The sequence below is a fragment of the Haloferax sp. ATB1 genome (genome assembly GCF_000730175.1).
Genome location: NZ_JPES01000035.1, coordinates 1 through 19,124 on the forward strand (window position 1 = coordinate 1; position 19,124 = coordinate 19,124).

Here is a 19,124-nt window from a genome sequence, read left to right on the forward strand (position 1 = left end):
CGCTGCCGTCAGCCGTGTACGGGCCGTCCGCCTCGCCGTTAGCCGCGACGAACGAGTAGACGCGGTCGCCGTCGGAGTCCATGTGGGGCATGGCGACGAACGTGCCGGACTCACCGACGGGTTCGTCGAGGTGGACGGTCACGTTCTCGTGGGTACCGGCGTCAAGGTACGCCGACGAACCGACGACGCTCCCGAGGACGTTACCGTCCGTGACGGAGGCGTCGTGAATCGTCACGAAGCCGCCGTCGGGGAGCGTGACGGAATCAACCGTCACGGTCGTGCCGCCTGTCGCTTGGTTCTCGAAGGAGACGGACGCGGTCTCCTGTTGTGCCGCTGCGGCCGCCGGGATGCCCCCGACGACCACGACGAGTGTCATCAACACTGCGAGTGTGCGTCGCATGCTCAGAGGGGGACGAATATTTAAAAGAAGATTTTCCGAACTGTCACCCAAATCTCTCCCCGATGTGCCCCCAGTCGCCCGATTTCGGCGGCCAGAAGCCTTATCCGGCGGTCGGGAGCGCGCCGACTGGTGAGATCGATTCGCGCTCGGAAGTCGCGGTTCGAAGGCGGCGAATCGGGCCCGATGAGACGGGGTTAAATACCGCTCGTCCACCAACTATCGCTATCGGATGTCCTACACCTACTCGGGCGACGCGCACCTCGGGCTCGCGGCGTCCTACCGCGCCGACGACGACCCCTTCCCCACGGACACGTCGCTTTCGTTCCCGCGGCGGAATCACCTGCGAGAGGACGTCGACCTCATCAAGCGCCTCCTGTTCCCGCGCTGTTGGAACGCGGGGCCGTGGATCGGCGACGAGGAACTCCTCCGCGACGGCGTCGCCAACTTCGCCGCGCTCTGTCACTCCGGTATCGACCCCTACGCCGAAGAGGACCCCGCGCCCGTCGTGGATGAGGTGGTCAGACGCCTCCCCGACATCCGCGAGACGCTGAAAAAGGACGTCGAGGCGGCCTACAAGGGCGACCCAGCCGCGCGGAGCTACGTCGAAATCATCCGGTCGTACCCCGGCGTGCAGGCGATTATCGTCCACCGCGTCGCCCACGCCTTCTACGAGGCCGGCGCGCCCGAATACGCCCGCGAGCTCGCCGAGTACGCGAAGATGGAGTCGGGTATCGACATCCACCCCGGTGCGACCATCGGCGACTACTTCTTCATCGACCACGGCACCGGCGTCGTCATCGGCGAGACGACGACCATCGGCGAGTGGGCGCGCATCTATCAGGACGTGACGCTCGGCGCGCTCCACTTCGAGGAGGACGAAGACGACGAACACTCGCTCAAGAAGGGGTACAAGCGACACCCGGACATCGGCGACAGCGTCGTCATCGGCGCGGGGACCAAGGTGCTCGGCGCGGTCTCCGTCGGCGACCACGTGAGTATCGGCGCGAACTCGTGGGTCACCGAGGACGTGCCGGACCACACGAGCGTGTTTATCTCCGAACACCCGACTCACGAGCGAAAACACCGCGACTGAGCGGGCGGCAACGAGAAAAACCGGACGGGAGCGGGAAAAACCGTGTTTTCAGTCGAACGTAATCCACGCGAGGAACACGAGTCCGAACGTCTCGAAGACGTGTAACAGCATCATCAGTCGCCACGCGATGACGGGCACGTCGGTGCTGAACCACCCCGAGAGCGTCGGGTCGAGGATGTACATGTAGAACGCCAGCGCGTTCTCGGCGAGGAGGAACACCCCGAACACGAGGAGTCCGACGGCGTGTTTAGACCTGAAGGTCAGGTAGTTTCGGGCCCACACCGCCGACAGTGCGAGGAGCACGACGACGTTGACGCCCGAGGAGACCGTCGCGACGTCCACCCAGATACTCATTCGTTCTCCCCTTTCCCCGTCATCCTGATATACGCTTTCCCAAATCTTTCCATAATCACCGCGTCCGTGACTCGCATGCTCAGTCCATCCGCTCGACGATTGTCTCGACGGTCTCCCAGTTGGCGCGACACCGCGGCGACGGGAGGTAGACCGCGCCGTAGTCGTCGCCGCTGCGCTGGACCACGTCGTTGTCCATGAGCACGTCGAGGTGGTGCCGGACGGTCTTGTAGTCGAGGTCGAGCGTCTCGGCCAACTGGTTGGCGTTTCGGGGCTGTTCCTCGACGGTCTTGAGGATACGCACACGGTTTTCACCGCCGCGGGTTCCCGTGAGCACGTACCAGAGGACAGCCTCCATCGTGTTCGTTGATACGTCGGGTGAACCTAAGAGCATCGACCGACAGACAGAGACGCGACCGACGAAACCGACGCGACCACCGCAACCGATGCGGCCGACGCGGCTACTCCTCGGTCGACGCCGAACCGTCGTCGCCCTCGACGCGCACGTCGTCACTCTCGGCCGACGCCTCGTCGGCCAACCGCTCGGAGACCGCCGACAGCGACTCCAACTCGACCGATTCGGGAACGCGGGCGAGCGCCGACTCGGGCCAGTCGTCGTGCGCCAGCGTGAACGCCGCGTCGGGGTTCTCCTCGACCAGCCGCGAGACGCCGCGGGCGGCCTGCTCGTAGGCGTCGCGGTCGAGGCGCTCGGGCACCTCGGCGGTGAGCGGATACGTCTCGGAGAGCGCCCGCGGGAACGGGCCGAACGGCGGGACGACCCGCCACGTCGCGTCGAAGTCGTCGCCGGAGGGGGTGCCGCCCTCGGTGAGGAGGACGTGGCCCTCGGCGGTCAGGCGGTCCATGCGGTCGTGGTGGCGCGCGACCTCGGGCCGGTGGGCGCTCTCGTTGGAGGCGTAGAAGAACGCGCCCTTCGAGGCGGGGTCCTCGCGTTCGAGCTGGTCGACGTGGTCGAGGAGGGCCCGGTAGCCGTCGAGCATCGCCGGGTGCGAGCGGGCGCGCTCCTCGACGAGTTCCATGAGGTCGCCGTCGCGGATGGCCTGCTTGATGCGGCGGAGTTCCGCGAACGTGACGTGGAGGTTGTGCTCAGCGAGCAGTTGCTCCTGTCGTTTCGACCCCTTCGCGCGCAGGTCGTCCGGCGAGTACTCCGTGCAGATGGGGCAGGTACACGGGAGGTAGTCGAGGTCTTCGAGGTGTTCGGTGCCGCGGACCGTGAGATAGCGCCCGTCGCGGGCGTAGAGAGCGTAGGCGGCGGAGTCGAAGAGGTCACAGCCGAGCGCGACGGCGAGCGCGAGCATCATCGGGTGGCCCGCGCCGAACAGGTGGACCGGGGCGTCGACGCCGAGGCCGCGCTTGGCGGCCGCGACGGCGTCGACCATGTCGTCGTAGCGGTAGGCGTTCATCATCGGCACGACCGCGCCGACGGGGAACACGTCGAGGTCGGTCGCGTCGGCGTGGCGGCCGGCCTCCTCGCGGAGGTCCGGGTAGGTCGATCCCTGAACGGGCGCGTTGACGAGCATCTCGCCCGTGTCGGCCGCCTCGGCGTCGGCGAGGGCCCGTTTCGTGATTTCGAGGTCCGTCTCGGCCTGCTCGCGGGCCACGTCCGGCGGCGTCGGGATGTCGACCGGCGTGGCGATGTCGGTGCCGATGTCCCGCTGGAACTGCAGAATCTCCTCGGTCGTCGTGTCGATTTCGCCGTACTCGGCGAGTTGGAACGACCCCGAGTCGGTCATGATGGCCCCGTGGAAGTCCAGCATCTCGTGGAGACCCACGTCCAGCGCCTCCTCGCGGAGGTGCTCGTTCGTCTTGATGATGTAGGAGTTGGTGATGAGGATGTCCGCGCCGAACTCGGACTCCAGTCGCGCGGGCGAAATCGTGTCGATGTTGGGGTTGACGACCGGCAGGAGCGCCGGCGTCTCGACGGTGACCCCCGCACGGGGGACCGAAAGGCGGCCGATGCGCCCGGCGAGGTCCCCGTCGCGGAGTTCGAAGTGGTCGCGCATGGAGTGGCGTTTCCCGAGCGCGGCGGTAAGGGTTGCGTTCGCGGGGCGGCCGGCCGTCGAAAAATGGACGCGCGAAGATATACCACCGCATTCCTTGAAATGTTCTAGATAATCTACACGAGGAGTATCAAACGTGATTTTTTGGACGAACAGTTTACAAAGAGATTGGCTCAACCGAGAAGGTAGATGTTAGCCGACTTATCACCGCTCGAAGTAACCGCGCTCGCCGTCGCGCTCGTCGGGCTCATACCGGTTATCACGCAGTACAGAGAGGAGACCAAACTGTTCGCCGTGGGGTACGTCCTGCTCGTGGTCGGGATGGTCGCGACGAACGTCGAGGCGCTGTTCCTCGGGTCGGTGCTCAACTTCGTCGAGCACGCGGTCGGCATCGGCCTCGCGGGAGTCACGTTCTTCGCGGCGGCGTACGTCCGCCGGAAAAACGTCATCAAAGGACGGTGACGCCGCGTGATAATCGACGCGCTGTTCGACGCTATCGGGACCATCGGGTTCATCGGCGCGGCGGTGCTGGCGTGGCTCAACTACCGCGACACCGACGCGGAAGCGTCGTTCTGGCTGACGTACGCGTTCGCCTCCGTGCTGGCGATTCTGTGGATGGTCAGCCTCACGATGGAAAAACTCGGCATCTACACCGAGATATTCAACCTCGTGACCTCGCCGCTGATGACCGCCACGGTCGCCGTCTTCGCCATCGGCGGCACCGCGACGCTCGCCATCGTCGCGGACATGAAGGAACTCGTCGACGACGCCGACGAACGGCGGCGCGAACTTGACGCGCTCACGACGGACCTCGAACGGCAGGCCGAGAGCTACGGCGACGCGATGCAGACGGCCGCCGACGGCGACCTCACCGTCCGCGTCGACGCCGAGAGCGACAACGACGCGATGCGCCGCATCGGGCGGGGCTTCAACGAGATGTTAGAGGCCATCGACTCGGTCATCGTCCAGATACAGACGTTCGCCGAGCAGGTCGACGACGAGAGCTCCGAGGTCACCGCGAGCGCGGACGCCGTGAAGACGACGAGCACCGACGTGGCCAACAGCATCGAGGAGATTTCCGCGGGCAACGAGACCCAACACCGGAACCTCAACGCCGCGGAGTCCGAACTGAGCAACCTCTCTGCGACCATCGAGGAGATCGCCTCCTCGTCCGAGGAGATTGCGCGGCAGTCCCAACAGACCGTCGGACGCGCCAAGGAGAGCCAGGAGGCCGCCGGTTCGACCATCGAGAAGATGGAGCAGTTGGAGTCGCGGTCGACCGAGACCGTAAACGAGGTCGAAGACCTCCAGCAGTCGGTCACGCAGATCAGCGAGGTCGTCGACCTCATCGACGACATCGCCGAGAAGACGAGCATCCTCGCGCTCAACGCCTCCATCGAGGCGGCGGGCGCGGGCGACGCCGGCGAGGGATTCGCCGTCGTCGCCAGCGAGGTGAAGACGCTCGCCGAGGAGACCGCCGAGGCGACCCAAGAGGTCGACTCGCTCATCCGCGACATCGAGCAGTCGACCGAGAACGTCGCCGAGGACACCTTCGAGACGCAATCCGAGGTCGAATCCAGCCGCGAGACCGTCGGCGAGACGGTCGACGTGCTCGAAGAGATCGTCCACAAAATCGAGGACAGCAACGACTCCATCCAGTCTATCAGCAGCGCCACCGACGAGCAGGCGCAGTCGACCCAGGAGGTCGTCACGATGATGGACGAGATAACGAACCTCAGCGACCAGACGGCGTCCGAGGCGCAGAACGTCTCGGCCGCCGCCGAGGAACAGACCGCCGCGACCCAGCAGATTGCGGCGTCGTCCTCGTCGCTGTCGGAGCGCGCACAACAGCTCAAATCGCTCGTCTCGCAGTTCGACTCCGGGCGCGCGATGGGCGGCACGCCGGGCCGCGAAACGGCGACGCCCGCGGCGTCAACCCCCAACCGAGCGATGCGGGCCGACGGGGCCGGCGACGACGGACCGAACTGACCGACGACCGGCGACCACGCGGGCGAGCGACCCCGACGTTTTTCCGCCGACTCGCACTAACGAGGGTGACGCGCCTACGCGCCCTACGCGCCGACGCCCCAGAAGAAGGCGATGCCGGCCACGGTGACGACCGACAGGAGCAACTGCAAGGGCGCGCCGACGCGGAGGAAGTCCGAGAACGTGTAGCCGCCGGGGCCGTAGACGAACAGGTTCGTCTGGTAGCCGACGGGGGTCATGAAGGCCGTCGAGGCCGCGAACGTGACGGCGAGGACGAACGCGAACGCGTTGGCCCCGATTGATTGGGCGGCGCTGGCGGCGACCGGAATCATGAGCACGACGCTCGCGTTGTTCGAGATGACGCTCGTGAGCAACCCGGTCGCGAGGTAGAACACCCACAGGACGCCGATTGCGGGGAGGAACGTCGCGGTCGAGGCGACGGCGTCACCGAGGAGCGCCGCGGCACCCGTCTGTTGGAGCGCGACGCCGAGCGGGATGACGCCCGCGAGCAGGAAGATGACGTTCCACTCGACCGATTTGTACAGTTCGTTCGGCTTGAGGACGCCGGTGAGAATCATCGCGACGACGCCGCCGAGCGCCGAGACGACGATTGGGAGGACGTTGAACGCCGGGAGCGCGACGACCCCGGCGATGATGGCGACGGCGAACGGCGTCTTTTCGGTTCGGTAGTCGGCGTCCTCGAACTCGTGGGCGACGATGAAGTCCTCGTTTTGGACGAGGCGCGTGAGGCTGTCGGGCGGGGCCTGCACGAGTAACGTGTCGCCGACGCGGATGTCGATGTCCTCGAACCGGTCGCGGACGACCTTCCCGCGGGTCCGGAAGGCGAGCACGTTCGCGTCGTAGCGCTGTCGGAACGTCGAACTGGCGAGGCTCTCACCGACGAGAAACGAGCCCGAGGGGATGACGACCTCGACCATGACCGGCTCTGCTTCGCCCGGGTGGAGGTCGCTCTCGGAGCGGGGGCCGCCGACGAACGTGAGCCCTTCCGAGCGCATGATTCGTTCGAGCGTCTCCCGGTTCGTGCGGAGGCGGAGCGTGTCGTTCTCGTGAATCTCCTTGCGGGCCAGCGGTTCGAGGAACTGCTCGCCGTAGCGGATGAGCTGTAACACGTCGATGTCGAGGTCGTCGTTCCCGAGGGCCTCTTGGACGGTCTGGCCGATGAGCGACGAGTCGGCGGGGACGACCACGTCGGCGAGGTACTCCTGGAGCGCGTACTCCTCGACGAGGTCGTCCTCGGCGGGGACCCGCTTCGGGAGCAGGCGGACGCCGACCGTCATGAGGTAGACCGCGCCGACCACGAAGACGATGACGCCGAGTTTGGTGAACTCGAACATCCCGAAGGCGTGGAGGCCGAGGCCGGGCGACTCCCGCCCGAGTTGAGGCCACGATGTCGCTGGCGAGGATGTTCGTCGAGGTGCCGATGACCGTCAGGGTGCCGCCGAGCATCGAGGCGAACGAAAGCGGCATGAGGAGCTTCGACGGCGAGGTCTTGCCCTTGTGCGCGAGGTCCGCGACGACCGGAACGAGGATGGCCACGACCGGCGTGTTGTTGATGAATCCCGACACCGGGCCGGTGACGCTAATGGTCGCGGCGAGCTGCTTCGTTTGGCTGTTGCCGGCGTACTCGGCCATCTTTCGTCCGATGTGTTGGACGATTCCGGTTCGGTTGACGCCAGTGCTCAAGATGAGCATCGCCAACACGGTGATGGTCGCGGGACTGGCGAAGCCCGAGAGCCCCTCCTGCGGGGTGATTTGCGTCCACGGCTCCAGCACCATCAGGAGGACCATCACGACGATGGCGGTCACGTCGATGGGGAGCCATTCGGTGGCGAACAAGACGAGAGAGAGGAAGATGAGCGCGAAGACGACGAGCATATCCACCGTGACGGCCGCCGGAACGAGCCCCTGGACGGCCGACACGAGTGTGGAGAAGAACACGTCTGACGGAGGGGATAGCGAAGGAAAAAGGCTGGTATCGGCGACGGCTCAGAACAGCAGACCGGACGGAACCCCGCCGGGGTTCATCTCGGTGAGCTTGAACACGAGGTACGCCAGCGAGAACAGCGTCGCGTTGTACGCGCCGTGAATGAGCGCCGGGACGGCGATGTTGTCGGTCAGTTCGTACGCCGTGCCGAAGACGACGCTCGGGAGGAACAGGATGCCGATGGTGACGAGGCGGCCGCCCGCGCCGCCGGTCAGCGCGACGTAGTGAATCGCGGCGAAGATGGCGCTGGCGAGGGCGATGCCCGGAACCGGCCCGAACGACTCGCGGATGCGGTTCTGGACGACCCCGCGGAACAGCAGTTCCTCGCCGGGGCCGATGAGGAGGAACGACGCCGGGACGAGGAGCAACAGCACCTCGGGGTCCTGCGCGGCGATTTCGGTCACCTGGTTCGACCCCGCTTGGACGCCGAACGTCGAGACGAGAAACGCGCCGACGAACGCCGCGGCGAGCGCGGTCACGTAGCCGAGGACGACCGCGACGATGTCGCGGAGCGACGGGACCGAGACGCCGAAGTACGAGCGGTCGAGGCCGCGGTACCGGCTGTAGATGAGGGCGACGCCGCCGAAGGCGATACCCTGCAGGAGGATGAGCGACGTGACGACGAGCGCGAGGGGCGTCAGTTCGACGCCCGCGCTCGCCGCCGCGAACTGCGTGATAAAGACGAGTATCGTGCCGACGACGAGACCGCCGCCGCCGAGGGCGATAGCTGCGAGGAAGGACCGAGCGAGGTCGGGGAGACGCGTCGTAGTAGACACAGGCGACCACTTAGAGCGCCGGCGTCAAAATCCTTCTCGCCTCGGAACGGGGTTCGAGGGGCGAACGCGGGGTGCGCGAGTGACCGGGTGCGCTACTCGCCGGCGAGTTCGTAGTAGAGCACGCCGAGGACCGTCCGCGCGTCGCGGACCTCGCCCGCGAGGACGGCTCGCTTGAGGTCGTCGTAGCCGACCGTCGTCGGGCGGATGCTCTCGTTGAAGTCGAGGTTCTGGTCGGCGCTCGGCTCGCACCCGCGCGCGACGAAGTAGTGGTGGACCGAGTTGGCGATGCCGTTTGCCGGCTCGACGGTCACGAGCGGCCCGACCGTCTCGGCCTCGTGGCCGGTCTCTTCCGCGAGTTCGCGCCGGGCGGCCGCGGCGTAGTCGTCGTCGTCCGGTTCGGTGCCGCCGGCGGGGAGTCCGCGGTTCGTCCGGCCGACGGCCTGCCGCCACTCGTCGATGACGACCACGTCGCCGTCGGGCGTGAAGGGAACGACGACGACGGCCGCCGGCTCGTCGACGTAGTGGAAGTCCGTCTCGGTCCCGTCGGGGAGCCGAACGTCGTCCATGCGGATGTCGAAGCCGGGACACGAGTAGTCGATGCGGGTGTCGGTGGTCTCCCACGCGAGGTCGTCGTCGCTCATGGCTTCACGTGACGGCGGTGTTTCCAAAAACGTCGCGGTGCCCCGATACACCGCGTCACCGAACGATACCGCCGTTACCCAGCGTCGTCGAACGAGACGGTCGCGAGGTCGGCTTCGAGGTCGTCGACGTACTCGTTGTACGCCTCCACGAACGCGACGAAGTCGCCGGCGAGTTCGCGCACGTCGGGCGCGGCGGGCGGTTCGTACTGCGACAGCAGGTAGATACCGCCCTCGCCGCCGACGCGCAGGTACGACGCCCGCGGGCCGTCCCACTTCAGCTCCCAGCGCGTGCCGCCGACCCGCTGGGTGAACGTTCCGTACTCGCCGTCGAAGCGGTTGAGTTCGCCCGCCATGGTGTCGGCCACCTCGCGGATGGTCGAGACGAGTTGGTCCCGCTGGGCGACGATTTCCTCGGTCGTCGTCACCGCGGGGAACTCCGTCGGCACGTCGTCGAGGACGCCGTCGAGCGACTCGACGTGTTCGTTGTACGCCTCCACGAACGCCGGGTAGTCCTGCATCGCCGTTCCGAGCGCCTTCGGCTCCGGCGGCTGTTTGGTCGAGACGACGTACGTCTCGCCGCCCGACTTCCCCTTGAACCGGAGGTACTGCAGCGCGCCCGCTTCGTACTTGAGCGTCCACGTCCCGCGGCGCGTCTTGAACGTCTCCTGGCCGTAGTCGCCGCCCTGGAGGATGGCGAGTTCGCGCGCGATGGTGCCTGCGTGGGCCTCGACCGCGGCGACGACCTCGTCGCGGTTGGCCGCGACATCGTCGACGCTCGTGATATCGAACGAGAGGGCGTCAGTCATTGTCGGAGGGTGGGCGCTGGAGGGGATAAGTGCACCCGTGCTGGGGCGCCTCCACGATGGACGGTACTTCGACCCGATCACGCCTCAGTCAAGCGAACACGAACCGGATTTTTGGGCTGTGTCGTCAGCGACGGGACGACGTCGAGTGACCCCTCGGACACCAGTTCGATGTCGAACCGTCGGAGGAGCGACGCGAGGACGAGCTTCGCTTCGAGGCTCGCAAAGCGGTCACCCAGACACCGCCGTGGTCCCGCCGCGAAGGGGAAATACGCCCCCGGAGAGAGCGACTGTTCGAACGCCGGCGTCCACCGCTCCGGACGGAACTCCGTCGGTCGGGGGAAAAAGCGGTCGTCGCGGTGGACGACCCACTGATTGAGCGCGAGAATCGATCCGGACGGTATCCGGTAGCCGCCGAGTACGTCGTCCGTCGTTGGTTCGCGGAAGATGCCGTAGACGGGCGGATACAACCGGAGCGACTCCTTGAGAACCCGGTCTAACACGTCGCAGTCCGCGACTGCTTCGACGAAGTTCGGTCCCTCGAGACGGCGGGCCGCGGTCGCGGCTCGCGAGGCGATGTCCGGGTGGCTACCGAGGAGAAACCCCGTGAACGTCAGCGCGAGAGCCGTGGTTTCGTGTCCCGCCACCAGTAGCGTCACGATTTCGTCTCGCAACTCCGTCCGACTCCATTCGGAATCACTCTCGAGGAGCCCGGTCACGGCGGTTCGCCGGTCGACGCTCCCGTCCCGATGGGCGTCGAGAATTTCGTCGACGGCTGCTTCGAGCCTCGTCAGCGCCCGTCGATATCCGAGGTTCTCCGGCGTCGGGATCCATTCGGGCAGATAGACGTACGTCCGGCTGATTCGCTCGAAGTGGTCGAGAATCCGCTCGAACGCCGACCCGAGTTCGGTCGTGTCGTCGGCGACATCGACGCCGAACAACGCGTCGGCGATGATTCGAAGCGTCAGTCGTTTCATCGACGACTCGAGGTCGATCACGTCGCCCGTCGTGATTCCGTCGAGAAACGAGCGGGTGTGCGACCGGATGGTCCGGGCGTACGCGGAGAGCCGGTCGGGGTGAAACGCGGGCTCGAGGTCGTGACGGTGCGCACGCCACGCGTCTCCCTCGGCGAGGACGAGGCCGTTTCCGAGGAGCGAGCGGGTCACGAGTTTCTGGAACCCCCCTTTCCGGTAGTGCTGGTTGCGCTCGATGAGGACCCTTTCGATATCGTCGGGGTTCGAGAGCGCGATGACCGACTGCCCGGCGATTCGAACCCGAACCACGTCGCCGTAGGCTCCGAGAGGTCAGTGAACCAGTCGAGCGGGTTCGTTCGGAGGAGCCGGTGAGTGTGACCGAGAACCGGCACGCCCGGCGGGCTTGGCGGAAGCGGCGCATCGGCGGCCGGCGGGGGACTGTTCGGCGGCGTCACGGCTGGAGTTCCGTCGTGACGTGACGTGCCTCTTCGCGGTAGTGTTCGTAGGTGTCCCGGGCCCACTCGACCGCCCGCGGCTCATCATTCATCAGGACACCGCGGACCCCGCCGTGCTCGTGGACCGTGATGCCGGCCACGGGGGACTCCTCGCGTTCCTTGATCCAGAGCGCGTACGGAACCGGTCGGTCCGAGACGTGGAACTCGAAGTGGCCGGCCACCGCCGCGTCGTCGAACCGGTCGCGGTAGTACTCGAGGAGCGAATCGAGCGTTCCCCGCCGAAGCACGATCTCGACGTCGATGTCGTGTTCGGTGACGAGGTCGGTCAGCGTGTCGGTGTAAAGCGAAAGCACGACCGGTGCGAACCCGACCAAACGGCCGGGGGCGTCCAGTCGGGATAGACTCGGTTGCAGCGCCGACTCGGGCGCGTGCGCCGACGCGACCCGGACGTCGGCACCGCTGAGGAATTCGGGAGCGATACGAACGTCGTTCGGGAGGGCGTTCAACACGTCGGTCGCACTAGCGATTCCGTCCATCGTCTCGACGTAGCGCTCGTGCTCGGCGAGAGCGATGCGACCGACCGGAGTAAGGCAGTAATCACCGTCACACCGCGTGACGCACCTGATCTCTTGGAGGGCGTGTACTGCACGGTCGACCGTGGAACGAGACGGGCCGACCGATTCGACGAGTTCGGGCTTCGTCTGAGGCTCGGTCGCCAGGGCGACGAGAATATCGTGTCGCTTCTGCATCGTTACCCGAACGTCCCGGCCCGAAATATCATCAGACATATCACAGGAAAATGATTGTGAATTGATAAAGTTCGGCATTTGGTTTCGAACCGCGTTATTCGAAATTATATCACAGGAACAGACTGGCGGCGAGAGAGCCGTTGAGGAACGTCGCGACCCATCCGATGTGGAACCACCGCGACACCGCGTCGGACTGCGCTCGCTCCGACCGACCTGCCACTCGTGCCGCGAGCACCGCGTAGCCGACACCGACCGCAAGGGCGGCAACCCCACCGAGGACAGCCCCGTAAGCGCACAGTACGACGCCGGCGAGAATCGTCGCCACGGACGCAACCCGAACGCTCCGCGTGACGCCGAGGCGTTGGGTGAACGTCGTGACGCCGAACTCCCGGTCGTAGTAGGTGTCGCCGGCCTGATGCAATACGTGATACCCGAAGCCGTAGAGAAACACGGCAAAGAGCGTGGCCCAGACCGAAGGAGTGAGTGCGGAACCCGAGAGAACGACGACGGGCAAGATGACTCCGCCCACGTCGACGCCGGTCGTCGTCACGTGGTTGACGACGCCGCGCTCTTTGAGCCGCGGCGGGTAGGAGTACACGTAGCCCAAGACCGTGACGGCGGCACCGCATGCGAGAAACAGGAGCGTCCCGGAGACGTGTGTCAGCCAGCCCCAGAGGGCGAGCGCGACGACGATCTCCGTCACGAGGAGCGTCCGAGTGACTTCACATCCGAGCTGTGAGACGGCGTTCGAGATGACGGACTTCGACGGATTCTCCGCGTCGAGTTCACGGTCGTGGAGCGCGTCGGCGACCGACGCCTGCATCTTCGATAGCATGATCGCCGCGAAGAGGACAACGAGGGCCGTCGTTCCGGAGTCGACGGGCCACCGAGACGCGAGCCCGACGCCGATAGCGACGTAGGTGACGTTGTACCCGACCGTCTCGGGAACGCGGTTGACTCGCAGGAGACATCGAACTGTGTGTGTCGCAGAGGCGCCCGCGGACATCTCCAATGTGTTTGACATGAGTTAGTCACGTACGTCTCGTGAAACGACGTAAATTATCTCACCGAACGGGAGAATCACCGCTGCCCGAACGCGTTCGTCTGCGAAAAACTGTGGGAGGCGAGAGTAATCGCGTGACTGCGCGACGTGTCCCGGTCTCTGGCCTCGTCACCGAGACGGGAGTTCGTTCACGCGACGGTGTCGTTGTTATCAGGTGACATAATGGGTGGCTGTAATAGAGACTCGAACATGCCCGAGCGTTGCTTGGAAGAGTGTATCGGGGAGCTCCAGTACCTCTTCGGGACGGAGAACCGACTGAACATCCTGTTTTCACTCGCCGAGCGGCCGCGTCCCGCAGACGAGTTACAGACGGCGTTGGATATCCCGCGAACGACCCTTCGACGGACGCTGAACGAACTTGAGGACCGCGGCTGGATCACGTCCGGAGCGAAGCAGGTGTTCTCTCTCACCTTCGGCGGTCGAATTCTCGCGACCGCCCTCGATTCGTCAGTCTCGCGCGTCAATCAACTGGTCGACCTCTCGAAGGTGCTCGACCAACTACCGCAGTCGGTTCACGAGGAGCTGTTCGGAGATGTACAGGCAGAGACGTTCCTCCGGCTGACAGACCAGTATTCCATGACCGTCGGGACTCCCGAGCAACCGTATGCCCCGGCGGAGCGCGTCCTCGAGGTGCTCACCGAGGTCGACCGGCTCTACGGATTCATGCCCGTGTACAACCCGCTGTACGGCGACCTCCTCCAGCGATTCATCGAGCGTGACTCCGAAATCGAGTTGCTCGTCACGCCGAGCGTCGCTAACCATGTCTCGGAGGGTGTTCGGAGGGGTCGAGACACGATGTTCGGCGAAAAGAGTCGCTTTTTCGTGGCATCGGAACTGCCGTCGTACGAACTGTTTTTGACCCCGAACAAGGTCCTCGTGACGGCGTACAACGACCAGAATATCGCCTGCGGTCTCCTCGAAACGTCGCGCGACTGTTGTTTGTTCGACCGGTGGGCGACAACCGCGTATAAGTCGAACTTCGAAGACCGGAAGGTAGAGAGCATCGCCTGAGCAGTTTTGTCAAAAACTGGACCGAACGGAGAGTTAGACCAGGGAACAGTCGGCGGAGCCACAGCCGTAATCGATACAGCACGCGGCGGCAGCCTGGCCGGGCGAGACGACGCCACCGACGACGCAGTAGTAGTGCGCCGTCGTACACTCGATGTCTCCGATACAGTCGCCGACACAACACCCGACCTTACAGGCGCACCCCGCACAGGCGAGACAGGACAGGAGCGCAACCCACGTCGCGGGCGCGGTCGGACAGGCGGCACAGCCGGCCGCGCATCCGAGGACGGCGCTCCCGCCGCCCGAACACCGAAGGGCGCACTCGATCGCGCTCGAAACCGACTGCGTCGTGAACTGCGGAGAGAGTTCTCTCCCATCGACGGCGAACGTCTCGCTCGTCGGCACCGCGCCGTCCGTAGAGACGCTGTCGGTCGAAACCTTCGACGCCGACTCACCGTAGAACCGAACGATGTGTCGGTCCTCACCGATGACTTCGATACCCTGTGAACCTTCGTTTTTCACGGAGAGGTCGTCGACCGTGACGTTCTTGAACTGACCGACGACCGACTTCGCGGAGCCGTCGATAACGACATCGAGAGAGCCGTCGTCCGACCAGAGCACCGCCCCGTGGATGTCGCCCGGGAGACCGTCGAGGGGGAGGCCGACCCGGACGACCGTGCCGCGAGAGTCGTTGTAAACGGTCCGCTTCGCGTCCGCGTCGCTTCGTACGATTTCGAGGTCCCGGTCCGAAAGCGTCGACTGCAGGTCGGTCGCGTCCTCAAAAGCCGCAACCGCCTGTTCGACCGCCTTCCGTTTCGCACCACCCTTGAGTTCGTCGTGACTGAACGGGAGCTTCCCACCGCTTTTAGTCGCGGCGACGAGGTCCGTCCCCGTGAGACCGAGCGTGAGACTACCGGTTGTCGCGCCGAGCGTCTGCAGCAGGCGACGACGGTTCAATCCGTTCGATTCGTCCGCATTGTCGTTGTTGTCCGACATTGCGGCTCGACCTGCGTCGGGTTTTCGTGTCAATTTGCCTACTGGGATATCGGACGGGGCGAACAGTCCCGCGGCGTGCCGCGTGCCACGGTGTGAGCTGACCCACGGGGTGAGATATCTCGGCAGGTAAAGTGATTGGCGTCCTCCCGGACGGGACCACATATGGTGAACCTGCAAGGCCTTCGACGACCCGAGTACACCGGTGAAAACCGCTGTTTCCCCTGTACGGTCGTGAACGCCGCCATCGCGGTGGTCGCGTCGGTCGTCGTTTCACTGGTGAGTCCGATAGTCGGTGTTGCAATGTTCGCCGCCTCCGGCGCGGCGATTTACTACCGCGGCTATCTCGTTCCGGGGACGCCCCAACTCACGAAGCGGTACCTCCCCGAATCGGTACTCGCCGCGTTTGGTAAGCAACCGCCCGCACCGACCTCCACCGAGGGGGAAGCGCCGGACGAAGCGTTCGACCCGTTGGCAGAACTCGCGGCGAGCGGAATCGTGACCGACACCGAAGACGGAACCGACGTGCGACTCACCGCCGAATTCAGCGAGAAGCGAGCCGCGGCATCCGTCGGCGACGACCGGGAAGCCCTCGAATCGGTCTTTCGGCGGGTGTTCGACAACGTGTCGGTCTCCTTCGGAGACGAAAGGCCCGGGCTGATGGGCCCCAAGAGAAACTACGTCACCCGCTGGCCGTCGGTAACCGCCGCGGTCGCGGACGCGAAATCGGCGGTCGCGCTCGAACGAACGGTCGACGGTTTCGCCTCGTTCGAGCCGGCTCGGAAGGCGAAAATCCTCCAGAGCGTTCGAGTTCTCCTCGAACGGTGCGCAGTCTGCCGGACGCCCCTTCAGTTCGACCGCGTCGAACGCGAGACCTGCTGTCAGACGTACGACGCGGTCGAGTTCTCGTGTCCGGAGTGCGAGGAGACGATATTCGAGATGACCGCCGACGCGGTCGGACAGGCGGAGGTATAGCGTTAGTTCGAACCTCCATCGCTCGCCTCGTCGAGCCAAAAGAGGTCCTCGACGGCGACGTCGAACAGCCGGGCAAGTTTCAGCGCCAGTTCGAGGCTCGGGTTGTACTTTCCCGTCTCGATGGCGTTTATCGTCTGTCGGGAGACGTCCGTCGCGACGGCGAGTTCCGCCTGGGTGTACTCGTGTTTCGCCCGGTAGACGCGGAGTTCGTTCTGGACGCTCATGGCCCGCGGTGGCTGTAGTACAGGCGACCGCCGGCGTACGCGAGGAACACGACCGCGAGGTAGATACCGCCGAGTCCGCCGTACGACGACGCGAACGATTCGAGTGGACCGCCGACGACGAGCCGCGGGTAGAAGTACACCCCAGCAATCATGACGAGGATGACGATCCACAGGGCGTTGAGTCCCGCCTTCTCGGTCACGCGCTGGGCGCGCTCGTCTTCTAACGTGTCTGCCCGCGTTAGTCCACGATAGCGCCGGTAGCTGTAATACCCCGCGATGCCGCCGGCGACGGCGAGGATACCGCCTTCAACCGGGAACGAATACCACGCGAGAACGACCCCAGCGACGACGAGGAGCGGGGCGAACACGCCCCCCACCGCGAGCCGGACGAAATCGACCGCATCGTTGTTCTTCGTTGTCATGTAAATGTACCTTTACACTCTGTCAATATAACTTTACTCCCCGTCTTCTCATCCATCCAGCCGAGGCCGACATCGTCGCCGGTTTTATCATCGATAATACACGTCTCAGATGTGATGAGCCAACACAGGGCAACGATTGGTGGGACAATCGGGGGCATGGCACGACGGGCGAACCCGGCGTTCGCGGGTGGCATCGTCGCGGTTTCCGTACTCGCGTTGGGGTACGCGGTCACGGCCGGGTCGCTCCAGCAACACACGTTCGTCCACGTCATGGCGGGCCTGCTCTGGACGGGCACCGACCTGTTCATGGGGGCCATTCTCGGACCGGTCATCGGCGGCCTGACGGACGAACAGAGCGCCGCGGTGTTCGAGCGCCTCACGCCGAAGACCGCGTTTTTCCTCCCGTCGATGGCGCTTGTCACCATCGCGGGCGGCATCACGCTCGCCCAGCGACTCGGGGTGTTTCCCCACGCCGAACCGTGGCTCGCGCTGTTCACCGCCGCGAACCTAATTCCGGTGCTTCTCCTGCTCGGACGACGGCTGAACGCGTGGCGCGACCGGCGCTGGCAGGTCGCCTTCGCCGTCGCCACCGTCGGGTCGCTCGCGTGGGTCGCGACCTCTATCGGCGACTTTCAGATGACCACACCGGCCATCGCCGTCGCGCTCGTCGTCGTCACGATTCTCTCGGTGCAGGGCTTCGGCTTCCTGATGCCCGGCGAGATACGGATGTACTTCGAGATGACCTCCGAGGACCCGGACCCCGGCGTCATCTCGGCCATCGGAAAACAGAACGCCATGCTCGGCGGCGTGCAGGGAGTGTTCCAACTCGTCCTCATCGCCGACATGGTGTACCTCCGCTACGGCGGGTTCTGAGTCGAAAACGAGGTCAGTCGGTCCGGCGGAACACGCGGAGCGTGTCGCGGTCGCCGCGCTCGCAGGCGACCTGTTCGAACCCGAACGGCTCGAACACGGCCGCCCAATCGCGGTAGTAGAGGGGGAAGTCGTACTCGTTGTCGTTGACGCCGCGGTCCTCGGGCGGGACCGACTGGTCGCCCTCGTTTTCGACGGTGACGAAGTAGTCGCTCGCGCTCCGGGCGAGCGCCTCGAACACCCACGCGTCGTCGGGGTGGATGTGCTGGAGCGTCTCGATGGAGTAGACGGCGTCGAACTGGCCCGGGGAGAACTCCTCGGCGACCTCCTCGATGGCGGCGACGCGGAACGTCCCGCAGTCGGCGAGGTCGGGGTAGGCGTCGGCCATCACCTCGAAGCAGTCGGGGTTGATGTCGACGCCGTGGAGGTTCTCGAAGCCGTGTTCGCGGAGGTGCGAGAGGTGCCGACCGGGACCGCAACCGAGTTCGAGAATCGACGCAGAGGGGTCGAGTCGCGCCTCGAAGACGCGCCGAATCGACTCGCTCGTCTCGTTCGGTCCGTAGTACGCGTAGTACTCCGGCGAGAACTCTCCCGACCGATTCGCCCACTTCCGACGAACGTCGTTAGCATCCACGGTGTCGGAGACCGTCCGGCCACGCGTAAAGCCTCGTCGGCCGCGACCGACCGGATTCGACGCCGAGAACTGCCGATACCACAGATTATCGAGCAATCACCGTCGAACCACTAGGCAAGCGCGAGTAGAACCGACACACTAGAACATTCGTCTATAAATTCCGATGATTCAGAAAAGTATTCAATAAAATAACCCCATGACAACACGACCCTCACAAGTCTTATCCGTAAAGGGCGTGTGTGTTCAAAAGCAATGGCGAAAGGAAACGTTGATTTCTTCAACGACACTGGCGGCTACGGTTTCATTTCGACGGACGATGCTGACGACGACGTGTTCTTCCACATGGAAGACATCGGCGGCCCGGACCTCGAAGAAGGCACGGATGTGGAGTTCGACATCGAGCAGGCCCCCAAGGGCCCGCGCGCGACGAACCTCACGCGCCTTTAAACTAATTTAGTACGCCGCGTTTCGCGGCAGAACGATAACTCACATTTTGCGTATATTCGACCGGCGAGCGACGCGTTCGCAGTCGGTCGGCTACGCGAACTATCTACTCACCACTCAGAGCGTGTCGGCCGCACGAACTACTAACTAGAGCGTATCGGCCGCGCGGGCCTGCTCGGAGCGACGGCGCGCCTGTTCGAGTCGCCGGTCGGTCGCCCGCGAGAGCGACCCCGGAAGCTC

At 65.0% G+C, this 19,124-nt stretch carries 20 protein-coding genes and 2 pseudogenes; 7 read left to right on the forward strand and 15 right to left on the reverse strand.

Features of this window, described 5'->3' with window-relative positions; translation table 11 throughout:
• Positions 1–376, reverse strand: a pseudogene (locus tag ATB1_RS05655) (PGF-CTERM sorting domain-containing protein); the annotation flags it as partial.
• 253 nt (positions 377–629) lie between these two features.
• Between ATB1_RS05655 and epsC the strand changes: the two are divergent.
• The gene (gene epsC, locus ATB1_RS05660; protein ID WP_042662633.1) at positions 630–1,493 is read left to right on the forward strand and encodes a serine O-acetyltransferase EpsC; all 864 of its coding nucleotides are present in this window, start codon (positions 630–632) and stop codon (positions 1,491–1,493) included.
• A gap of 48 nt (positions 1,494–1,541) precedes the next feature.
• On the opposite strand, the gene ATB1_RS05665 is transcribed toward epsC, so the two are convergent.
• The 3 genes from ATB1_RS05665 to tgtA form a co-directional block, all read right to left on the reverse strand.
• Positions 1,542–1,847: a hypothetical protein gene (locus ATB1_RS05665; protein WP_042662634.1), complete on the reverse strand. Its 306-nt coding sequence runs from the start codon at positions 1,845–1,847 to the stop codon at positions 1,542–1,544.
• Between the two features lie 79 nt (positions 1,848–1,926).
• Complete coding sequence (locus ATB1_RS05670; RefSeq protein ID WP_004041883.1) at positions 1,927–2,202, reverse strand: winged helix-turn-helix domain-containing protein; 276 nt, start codon at positions 2,200–2,202, stop codon at positions 1,927–1,929.
• Between the two features lie 103 nt (positions 2,203–2,305).
• Positions 2,306–3,865, reverse strand: coding sequence for a tRNA guanosine(15) transglycosylase TgtA (gene tgtA / locus ATB1_RS05675; protein ID WP_042662635.1), 1,560 nt, complete (start codon positions 3,863–3,865; stop codon positions 2,306–2,308).
• Positions 3,866–4,051: 186 nt separating this feature from the next.
• Between tgtA and ATB1_RS05680 the strand changes: the two genes are divergently transcribed.
• Together ATB1_RS05680 and ATB1_RS05685 are read left to right on the forward strand one after the other, a co-directional pair.
• A complete protein-coding gene (locus tag ATB1_RS05680) occupies positions 4,052–4,324 on the forward strand; it encodes a hypothetical protein (RefSeq protein WP_042662636.1) in 273 nt (90 codons plus the stop codon).
• A 6-nt stretch (positions 4,325–4,330) separates the two neighbouring features.
• Positions 4,331–5,851 carry a methyl-accepting chemotaxis protein gene (locus ATB1_RS05685; protein WP_042662637.1) on the forward strand — a complete coding sequence of 507 codons (1,521 nt, stop codon included), beginning with the start codon at positions 4,331–4,333 and terminating at the stop codon, positions 5,849–5,851.
• An 83-nt stretch (positions 5,852–5,934) separates the two neighbouring features.
• Here ATB1_RS05685 and ATB1_RS05690 read toward each other — a convergent pair.
• The 7 genes and pseudogenes from ATB1_RS05690 to ATB1_RS05720 all read right to left on the reverse strand — a co-directional run bounded on the left by ATB1_RS05690 (position 5,935) and on the right by ATB1_RS05720 (position 13,275).
• Positions 5,935–7,807, reverse strand: a pseudogene (locus tag ATB1_RS05690) (SLC13 family permease).
• 48 nt (positions 7,808–7,855) lie between these two features.
• Complete coding sequence (locus ATB1_RS05695; protein ID WP_042662638.1) at positions 7,856–8,629, reverse strand: CPBP family intramembrane glutamic endopeptidase; 774 nt, start codon at positions 8,627–8,629, stop codon at positions 7,856–7,858.
• Positions 8,630–8,721: 92 nt separating this feature from the next.
• On the reverse strand, positions 8,722–9,270 hold the full coding sequence (locus ATB1_RS05700) for an NUDIX domain-containing protein (RefSeq protein WP_042662639.1): 549 nt from the start codon (positions 9,268–9,270) through the stop codon (positions 8,722–8,724).
• 74 nt (positions 9,271–9,344) lie between these two features.
• Entirely contained in the window at positions 9,345–10,076 is a 732-nt protein-coding gene (locus tag ATB1_RS05705; protein WP_042662640.1) for a hypothetical protein, read from the reverse strand.
• 77 nt (positions 10,077–10,153) lie between these two features.
• Positions 10,154–11,356, reverse strand: a complete 1,203-nt coding sequence (locus ATB1_RS05710) for a cytochrome P450 (RefSeq protein ID WP_128081409.1) — start codon at positions 11,354–11,356, stop codon at positions 10,154–10,156.
• 142 nt (positions 11,357–11,498) lie between these two features.
• On the reverse strand, positions 11,499–12,290 hold the full coding sequence (locus ATB1_RS05715) for a winged helix-turn-helix domain-containing protein (RefSeq protein ID WP_042662641.1): 792 nt from the start codon (positions 12,288–12,290) through the stop codon (positions 11,499–11,501).
• Positions 12,291–12,360: 70 nt separating this feature from the next.
• Positions 12,361–13,275, reverse strand: coding sequence for a UbiA family prenyltransferase (locus tag ATB1_RS05720; RefSeq protein ID WP_241768089.1), 915 nt, complete (start codon positions 13,273–13,275; stop codon positions 12,361–12,363).
• A 228-nt stretch (positions 13,276–13,503) separates the two neighbouring features.
• On the opposite strand from ATB1_RS05720, the gene ATB1_RS05725 reads away from it, so the two are divergent.
• Positions 13,504–14,325 carry a winged helix-turn-helix domain-containing protein gene (locus ATB1_RS05725; RefSeq protein ID WP_157837721.1) on the forward strand — a complete coding sequence of 274 codons (822 nt, stop codon included), beginning with the start codon at positions 13,504–13,506 and terminating at the stop codon, positions 14,323–14,325.
• A 33-nt stretch (positions 14,326–14,358) separates the two neighbouring features.
• On the opposite strand, the gene ATB1_RS05730 is transcribed toward ATB1_RS05725, so the two are convergent.
• On the reverse strand, positions 14,359–15,318 hold the full coding sequence (locus ATB1_RS05730; RefSeq protein ID WP_042662643.1) for a hypothetical protein: 960 nt from the start codon (positions 15,316–15,318) through the stop codon (positions 14,359–14,361).
• A gap of 162 nt (positions 15,319–15,480) precedes the next feature.
• Between ATB1_RS05730 and ATB1_RS19780 the strand changes: the two genes are divergently transcribed.
• Positions 15,481–16,290 (forward strand): hypothetical protein, encoded by an 810-nt coding sequence (locus tag ATB1_RS19780; RefSeq protein ID WP_052367774.1) that lies wholly within the window; start codon positions 15,481–15,483, stop codon positions 16,288–16,290.
• A gap of 2 nt (positions 16,291–16,292) precedes the next feature.
• Here the strand turns inward: ATB1_RS19780 and ATB1_RS05740 are convergent, their stop codons facing one another.
• Both ATB1_RS05740 and ATB1_RS05745 read right to left on the reverse strand, forming a co-directional pair.
• Complete coding sequence (locus ATB1_RS05740) at positions 16,293–16,514, reverse strand: helix-turn-helix transcriptional regulator (RefSeq protein WP_008096333.1); 222 nt, start codon at positions 16,512–16,514, stop codon at positions 16,293–16,295.
• Positions 16,511–16,936: a DUF2178 domain-containing protein gene (locus tag ATB1_RS05745; protein WP_042662644.1), complete on the reverse strand. Its 426-nt coding sequence runs from the start codon at positions 16,934–16,936 to the stop codon at positions 16,511–16,513. The genes ATB1_RS05740 and ATB1_RS05745 overlap by 4 nt, the downstream gene beginning before the upstream one ends.
• A gap of 156 nt (positions 16,937–17,092) precedes the next feature.
• Here ATB1_RS05745 and ATB1_RS05750 point away from each other — a divergent pair, with 156 nt between their 5' ends.
• Complete coding sequence (locus ATB1_RS05750) at positions 17,093–17,809, forward strand: hypothetical protein (RefSeq protein WP_042662645.1); 717 nt, start codon at positions 17,093–17,095, stop codon at positions 17,807–17,809.
• Between the two features lie 13 nt (positions 17,810–17,822).
• On the opposite strand, the gene ATB1_RS05755 is transcribed toward ATB1_RS05750, so the two are convergent.
• A complete protein-coding gene (locus tag ATB1_RS05755) occupies positions 17,823–18,440 on the reverse strand; it encodes a bifunctional 2-polyprenyl-6-hydroxyphenol methylase/3-demethylubiquinol 3-O-methyltransferase UbiG (protein WP_042662648.1) in 618 nt (205 codons plus the stop codon).
• Positions 18,441–18,692: 252 nt separating this feature from the next.
• On the opposite strand from ATB1_RS05755, the gene ATB1_RS05760 reads away from it, so the two are divergent.
• Positions 18,693–18,887 carry a cold-shock protein gene (locus tag ATB1_RS05760; protein ID WP_004041873.1) on the forward strand — a complete coding sequence of 65 codons (195 nt, stop codon included), beginning with the start codon at positions 18,693–18,695 and terminating at the stop codon, positions 18,885–18,887.
• The last annotated feature ends 237 nt before the right edge of the window (positions 18,888–19,124 follow it).